Below are 519 nucleotides of genomic sequence, written 5' to 3'. Positions count from 1 at the left end.
CTGCTGTTCGTAGCGACCGCTCTGCTTCTGGTGGTCGGCGCCGTCGCGCCAGCCAGCTTCATGAGCCATTTCGTCGTCTTTGTACTTTCCTGTTTCGTCGGCTTCCAGGTGATCTGGAATGTCAGCCATTCCCTCCACACGCCGCTGATGGCAGTGACGAATGCGGTCTCCGGTATCGTCATCCTTGGCGCGCTTCTTCAGGTCGGCTCAAGCCATTGRCTTGTCGTGGCGCTGGCAGCGCTTTCGGTGCTGGTCGCCACGATCAACATTGTCGGCGGCTTCCTCGTAACACGCCGCATGCTCGCCATGTTCCAGAAGTCCTGAGTTAGAGGCTTTAATCCATGACCATCGGTATCGTTTCGGCTGCCTATATCTCCGCGGCTGTCCTCTTCATTCTGTCGCTCGGCGGGCTCTCCGGCCAGGAAAGCGCCAAGCGCGCCGTCTGGTACGGCATTGTCGGCATGGCGCTCGCCGTAGTCGCCACCGTCTTCGGACCCGGCGTCGGCAACTGGTTCATCA

2 protein-coding genes are annotated in these 519 nt (G+C 60.2%); both read left to right on the top strand.

The window, feature by feature from the left end:
- On the top strand, positions 1-324 hold a 324-nt coding region (locus QD357_RS32935), incomplete at its 5' end, for a proton-translocating transhydrogenase family protein (protein WP_414126177.1).
- A gap of 17 nt (positions 325-341) precedes the next feature.
- On the top strand, positions 342-519 hold a 178-nt coding region (locus QD357_RS32930), incomplete at its 3' end, for an NAD(P)(+) transhydrogenase (Re/Si-specific) subunit beta (RefSeq protein WP_414126178.1).

It is taken from the genome of Rhizobium sp. BR 317, from assembly GCF_047445835.1.
GTDB lineage: Bacteria > Pseudomonadota > Alphaproteobacteria > Rhizobiales > Rhizobiaceae > Rhizobium > Rhizobium paranaense.
Note: the sequence above shows the minus strand (reverse complement) of the source record. Positions and strands in the feature narration are given on the sequence as shown.